Origin of the sequence: Sphingomonas sp. 66-10 (genome assembly GCF_001897045.1) — a bacterium.
Taxonomy (GTDB): Bacteria; Pseudomonadota; Alphaproteobacteria; order Sphingomonadales; family Sphingomonadaceae; genus Sphingomonas; species Sphingomonas lycopersici.
Genome location: NZ_MKRR01000138.1, coordinates 134,584 through 139,787 on the forward strand (window position 1 = coordinate 134,584; position 5,204 = coordinate 139,787).

Sequence of the window (5,204 nt, forward strand, 5' to 3'; positions counted from 1 at the left end):
AAGGCGTTCACCGACCTTGCCGACGGCTTCGTGACGATCCCCGGCGGTACGGGGACGATGGACGAATTGTGGGAGGCGTTGTCCTGGGCGCAGCTCGGCTATCACAGCGATCCCGTCGGGCTGCTCAATACCCAGGGCTATTATGACGATCTCGTCGCTTTCTGGGAGAAGATGGCGACGGTCGGTTTCCTGCGCCCGCAGCATCGCGACCTGCTGATCGTTGCCGAAACGCTCGACGTGCTGATCGACCGGATGGCGGCGCATGTCCCGACCCAGCCGATCGTGCGGATGAAGGCGGCGGACCTCTAAGTCGCGGGGATCGAGGCGGTGGAATAAGGCGACAGCACGCGCCAGCCGAGCGTGGTGTAGAGCGCCCGGCCCTCCTCGGTCGCGACGAGCAGTTCGGGGGTTTCCTGGCGCCGTTTCGCACGATGCAGCGCCGCCATGACCGCGCCACCGAGCCCGCGGCGGCGATGCGCCGGTGCGGTCTCGATGCGATCGTAGATAAAGGCTTCGGCGGTCTCCGCGGCATAGCCCCTCGCCGCCGGCGTGCCGTCCGCGGCGGTGATCCGCACCTGGGTCACTGCGCCCCGCCGCTCGACCGCGATCTCATAACCCGGCGCCGGCGTCTGGTTGGGCGGCGCAGCGTTCGCGATCATGAAATAGCCCGGCGGGTGGATCTGCCAGCCGGGGGGCAAAGCGGCGTGGAGCACCTCGGGCGTCGCGCATAATTTGAGGAAATGTCGCGGGGCGTGGATCGCGCGGGCGAGCGATTCGAGCCCGGGTCCGGCGTGTGCGAACACCCAGCGCGCGGTTTCGGTGTCGGAGCGGGTGTCGACGCGATAGCCGCCGTGGCTGGCGACCGGCAGCGGCACGCCGCGCGCGATCGAGCGCGCCGCCAGCCAGGCGAACAGCGCAGGATCGAGCGCGGCAGGATCGGTCACTCCTCCATCCGCGCGCGGCCGCGCTGCACGGTGGCGAAGTGACCGATGTTTGCCCTGGGGCTGCGGGTGCGGATCGAGTCGACGAACAGCCACTCGTTGGTCGCGCGATCGGGGGTGATCGTCAGCGCCATATAGCCGCGCCGGCTGGTGTCGCACCATTTGAGCTCGCTATTCGCCGCGACCAGCCCGCGCGCCACCGTCGCCGGGGCGGCGGCGAAGGCGGTCTCGTAACCCGGCGAGGTCACCGCATGTCCGGCGAACTCGACCCCGACGCCCGCGCCGTCCTGCGCCAGATCGAACGCCCAGGCATTGTGGCTGTCGCCCGAGATCAGAATGAGGTTCGCCGCCGCGGCGCGCGCGCTGTCGAGGAAGCGCCGCCGCGCCGCGGGATAGCCGCCCCAGCTGTCGAAATTGGACGGCATGCCGAGCTTGGCGGCGGCGATCCCCGCTTTGACATAGGCCGCCGCGCCGCTGTTGCCGGGCTTCAGCCAGCCGGTGGATTCGGACGGGCTGCGCAGCTCGCCCATCACCGTGCCGAAGCCGACCACCTGCCAGCGCTTCCCCGCCCTGACCGAGGCGCGCAAGCCATGCGCCAGCCACGCCTCCTGCTGGCTGCCGAGCATCGTGACGGCCGGGTCCTGCCAGTCGCGATCGCGGAACGCGGTCAGCGCGGCAGCGACATCCGGCGCCTTGATGAATTCCTCCATCTCGCGCTGGCGGGTGCGCGCGAGCAGCCGCGATTCGGTGCGGTAGAGCGTGGCGAGCATGCCGATGTCATAGGCCTTCCACGGCTCGTCGGAGACCGGCATCCATTCGCGATAGGCCTGGATCGCGGCGGCGCGGCGGTCGTTCCACTCGCCCTCTTTCGCCGGATCGTGGTTTTCCGCGCCGCCTTCCCAGCTGTCGTTGGCGCTTTCGTGATCGTCCCATTGCGCGATCATCGGCAGCCGCGCGTGGAGCGCCTGCAGATCGGGGTCGGCGCGATAGCTGGCGTAGCGCAGCCGATAATCGGCGAGATGGATGATCTCCCCCGCCGGCTGCGGCACGCGGCCTACCACCGCCTCGGCGGACGAGGGATAATAAGCCGCGCCATATTCGTAGAAATAGTCGCCGAGATGGACCCACAGGTCGAGATCGTCGCGCGCCGCGGCATGGCCGTAAGCGTTGAACCAGCCGAAGCCGAGGTTCGAGCAGGAGAAGATCGCCGCGCGAAATTGCGTCGCGGCATCGTCGGGCAAGGTCCGGGTGGTCCCGACCGGGGAGAAGCTGCCGTCGGGGGCGACGAAGCGATAGTGATAGGTCCGCCCCGGCTTCAATCCGGTGACCGTGATCTTCGCGGTCCAGTCGCGCCACGGGCCGGTGATCTGCGCGCCGCCGGCGGCGATTCGCGCGAAATCGCCGCTTTCGGCGAGCTCGACGCGCAATTCGGCGGTGTCGCCGCGTGTCGGCACGTAACGGGTCCACAGCAGGATTTCGTCCGGCCCCGGCTCGCCCGACGCAACCGAATGGGTAAAGCCCCGCGCCGCCAGCACATTCTGCGCGCCGGCGAACCCGGGAAGCGCGAACGCGCCGAGCCCCAGCGTCCCGGTTGCGAGCAGTGAACGGCGCGAAATGTCGATCATCTTGATCCCCCCTTGCATGGCGTGACGAACGCCATCTTCGCGTCGGATCGTGACAGATACGTGGCGTCTCGGATAGGCGCGCAGGCAATGACCCGCGCCCTGCTCGATCGCCACCGCGTGCTGCTGTTCCTGATCGTCGCGATCGCGGCGCGCGCGGCGACGTTCGGCGACCCGATCGTCCATGTCGACGAGGATTTCTATTTCGCCGCCGCGCACGCGATGTGGCGCGGCGCGATCCCCTATCTCGACGTGTGGGACAGGAAGCCGGCCGGGCTGTTCCTGCTCTATATGCCCCCCGCGGCGCTGCCCTTCTGGTGGGGGATCTGGGCCTATCAGGCGATGGCGCTGGCGGCGGTGGTGGCGACCGCGGCGATCGTCGCGCGCTTCGCCGCGCGCGCGGGCTGGGCGGCGGGGGCGACGCTCGCCGGGGTCGCCTATATCCTGTGGATCGACATCGCGCAGGGCGCGGGCGGGCAATCGCCGATATTCTACAATCTCCCGATGGCCGCCGCCGCGCTGCTGATCGCCACCAACGCCGCGCGGCGGTGGCGGCGCGATGCGGCGGCGATGCTGCTGGTCGGCGTGGCGCTGACGATCAAGACCTCGGGGGTGTTCGAGGGCGCGTTCTTCGGCCTGTGGATCGTCGCGCGCGACTGGCGCGCGGGGGAGGGCGCGGCGCGGGTCGCAGCGCGCGCCGCCGGTCTCGCCGCGCTCGCCTTCGCGCCGACCGCGGCGATCGCGGCTTATTATGGCGCGATCGGGGCGATCGATGCATTCCTCTACGCCAATGTCCGGTCGATCCTCGAACGGCATGACGATCCGCCGCTCGAACGCTGGGGCAATCTCGCCCAGCTCGTGCTGTATCTCGCGCCGCTCGTCGCGATGGGGGTCGCCTCGCGCGGCCGGGCCGCGGGCGGCGACGCGGTATTGCGGCGCTTTGCGGCGTGCTGGCTGGCGGTCGCGCTGGCGGGCATTTTGCTGATCGGCGGCTGGTACGAACATTATGCGCTGCCGGCGATGGTGCCGGGGGCGATCTGCGCGGCGGGCTTCCTCGGCGCGCGCCGCCGCGCCGCGCTGGCGATCCTCGGCGTCGTCGCGCTGATCGGCACCGGGATGACGGTCGCGGGGCGCATCGCGCACGGTGGGCCGGCGCAATTCGCCGCGCTGGCGAAGGCGGTCGGTCCGGGGCCGGGCTGCCTGTGGGTCTATTCGGGCGATACCAAGCTCTATGCGATCATCGATCGCTGCCGGCTGAGCCGCTATATGTTCCCGAGCCATCTCTATCGAACGCGCGAGGCGGGGGCGGTCGGGGTCGACCAGGCCAGTGAGGTGCGGCGCATCCTCTCGCTGCGCCCGACGACGGTGGTGATGCGCCCGCCGTCGATCGGCGAGCGCCCCGAGATCCGCGCGATCGTTTCCGCCGCAATGGCGCGCGACTATCGCCTCGCTCATGCCATGCCGCTGGGGAAAGAAGTGATTTCGGTTTATGAGCTTAAGACCGTCCGAAATGCCCCGCCGGGGCATTTCCCAGAAGGACGCTGATGATGAAGCGATTGCTTGCCTCGATCCACGACGTCGGCCCGCGGTTCGAACGCGAGGTGGAGACCTTGCTCGACCGGCTTTCAGGCCATCTCGGCGGCCCGCGGCTGGCGATGCTGGTCGTCCCCGATCATTGGGGCGAGGCGCCGCTGACCCCCGGCACCCCATTCGCGACGCGGCTGCGCGGCTGGGCCGATGCCGGGATCGAGATGTTCGTCCACGGCTGGTTCCACCGCGACACCACCGAGCATCACGGGATCGCCGCGCTCAAGGCCAGGCATATGACCGCGAGCGAGGGCGAGTTCCTCGGGCTCGATCATGCCGTGGCGCTCGATCGCATGACGCGCGGCAAGGCGCTGGTGGAGGATATCATCGGCCGCCCCGCGGCGGGGTTCGTCGCGCCGGCGTGGCTCTATTCGGACGGCGCGATGCAGGCGCTGGGCGAGGCGGGGTTCGCGCTCGCCGAGAATCACGGCCGGGTGTGGGCGCCGAACGCGGGGGATCGCGTGCTGACGCGCGGCCCGGTGATCACCTGGGCGAGCCGCACCAACGGACGCCAGCTCAGCTCGCTCGCCGCATCGGCGGTGCTGCGCCGCCTGCTCCAGCCGGCGAAGGTGGTGCGGGTCGCGGTGCATCCCGGCGACGCGCATGTCCCGCGGCTGCTGGAGAGCATCGACCGCACCTTCCGCGCCTTCACGCGCGGCGAGCGGGTGCCGTCGCGTTACGCCGATCTGGCGCGCTGAACCGCGCTGCGGCGCTCGATCTGCTCGGCATAATAATCGACCAGGGCCTGGGCGTGCTGGCGATCGTCGATCACCTGCTCCGCCGCCACCGCCGCCGCGCGGCGCAATAGCCGCCGGTCGCGCGCGGCGAGCCGCAGGATCGCCGCGGCGCACGCCTTGGTATCGCCCGCGGGATAGGTTTCGGCATATTCGGGGCGCGCCACCGCCGCCGCGCCGCCCTCGTCGGGAACGATCAGCGGCGCGCCCGAGGCGAGCGCCTCCGACACGACCAGCCCGAAGGTCTCGATCTCGCAGCCGTGGATGCACGCATCGGCGCTGGCCATGATGCTGGCGAGCCGCTCGCGATCGTAGACCGG

General features: G+C 70.3%; 6 protein-coding genes. 3 read left to right on the top strand and 3 right to left on the bottom strand.

All coding sequences use genetic code 11. From position 1 onward, the window contains the following. On the top strand, positions 1–309 hold a 309-nt coding region (locus tag BGN95_RS19990), incomplete at its 5' end, for an LOG family protein (protein ID WP_286773788.1). On the opposite strand, the gene BGN95_RS19995 is transcribed toward BGN95_RS19990, so the two are convergent. Continuing rightward, complete coding sequence (locus BGN95_RS19995; protein ID WP_286773789.1) at positions 306–944, bottom strand: GNAT family N-acetyltransferase; 639 nt, start codon at positions 942–944, stop codon at positions 306–308. The two genes, BGN95_RS19990 and BGN95_RS19995, sit on opposite strands and share 4 nt — an antisense overlap. Then, positions 941–2,566, bottom strand: coding sequence for an alkaline phosphatase D family protein (locus BGN95_RS20000; protein WP_179513146.1), 1,626 nt, complete (start codon positions 2,564–2,566; stop codon positions 941–943). Before BGN95_RS20000 ends, BGN95_RS19995 begins: the two co-directional genes overlap by 4 nt. An 87-nt stretch (positions 2,567–2,653) precedes the next feature. Between BGN95_RS20000 and BGN95_RS20005 the strand changes: the two genes are divergently transcribed. Together BGN95_RS20005 and BGN95_RS20010 are read left to right on the top strand one after the other, a co-directional pair. Beyond that, the gene (locus tag BGN95_RS20005) at positions 2,654–4,108 is read left to right on the top strand and encodes a hypothetical protein (RefSeq protein ID WP_286773790.1); all 1,455 of its coding nucleotides are present in this window, start codon (positions 2,654–2,656) and stop codon (positions 4,106–4,108) included. 2 nt (positions 4,109–4,110) lie between these two features. Further along, entirely contained in the window at positions 4,111–4,848 is a 738-nt protein-coding gene (locus BGN95_RS20010; protein WP_286773791.1) for a DUF2334 domain-containing protein, read from the top strand. On the opposite strand, the gene BGN95_RS20015 is transcribed toward BGN95_RS20010, so the two are convergent. Then, positions 4,827–5,204 (bottom strand): glycosyltransferase (locus BGN95_RS20015; protein WP_286773792.1); only part of this gene is annotated, 378 nt, incomplete at its 5' end. The two genes, BGN95_RS20010 and BGN95_RS20015, sit on opposite strands and share 22 nt — an antisense overlap.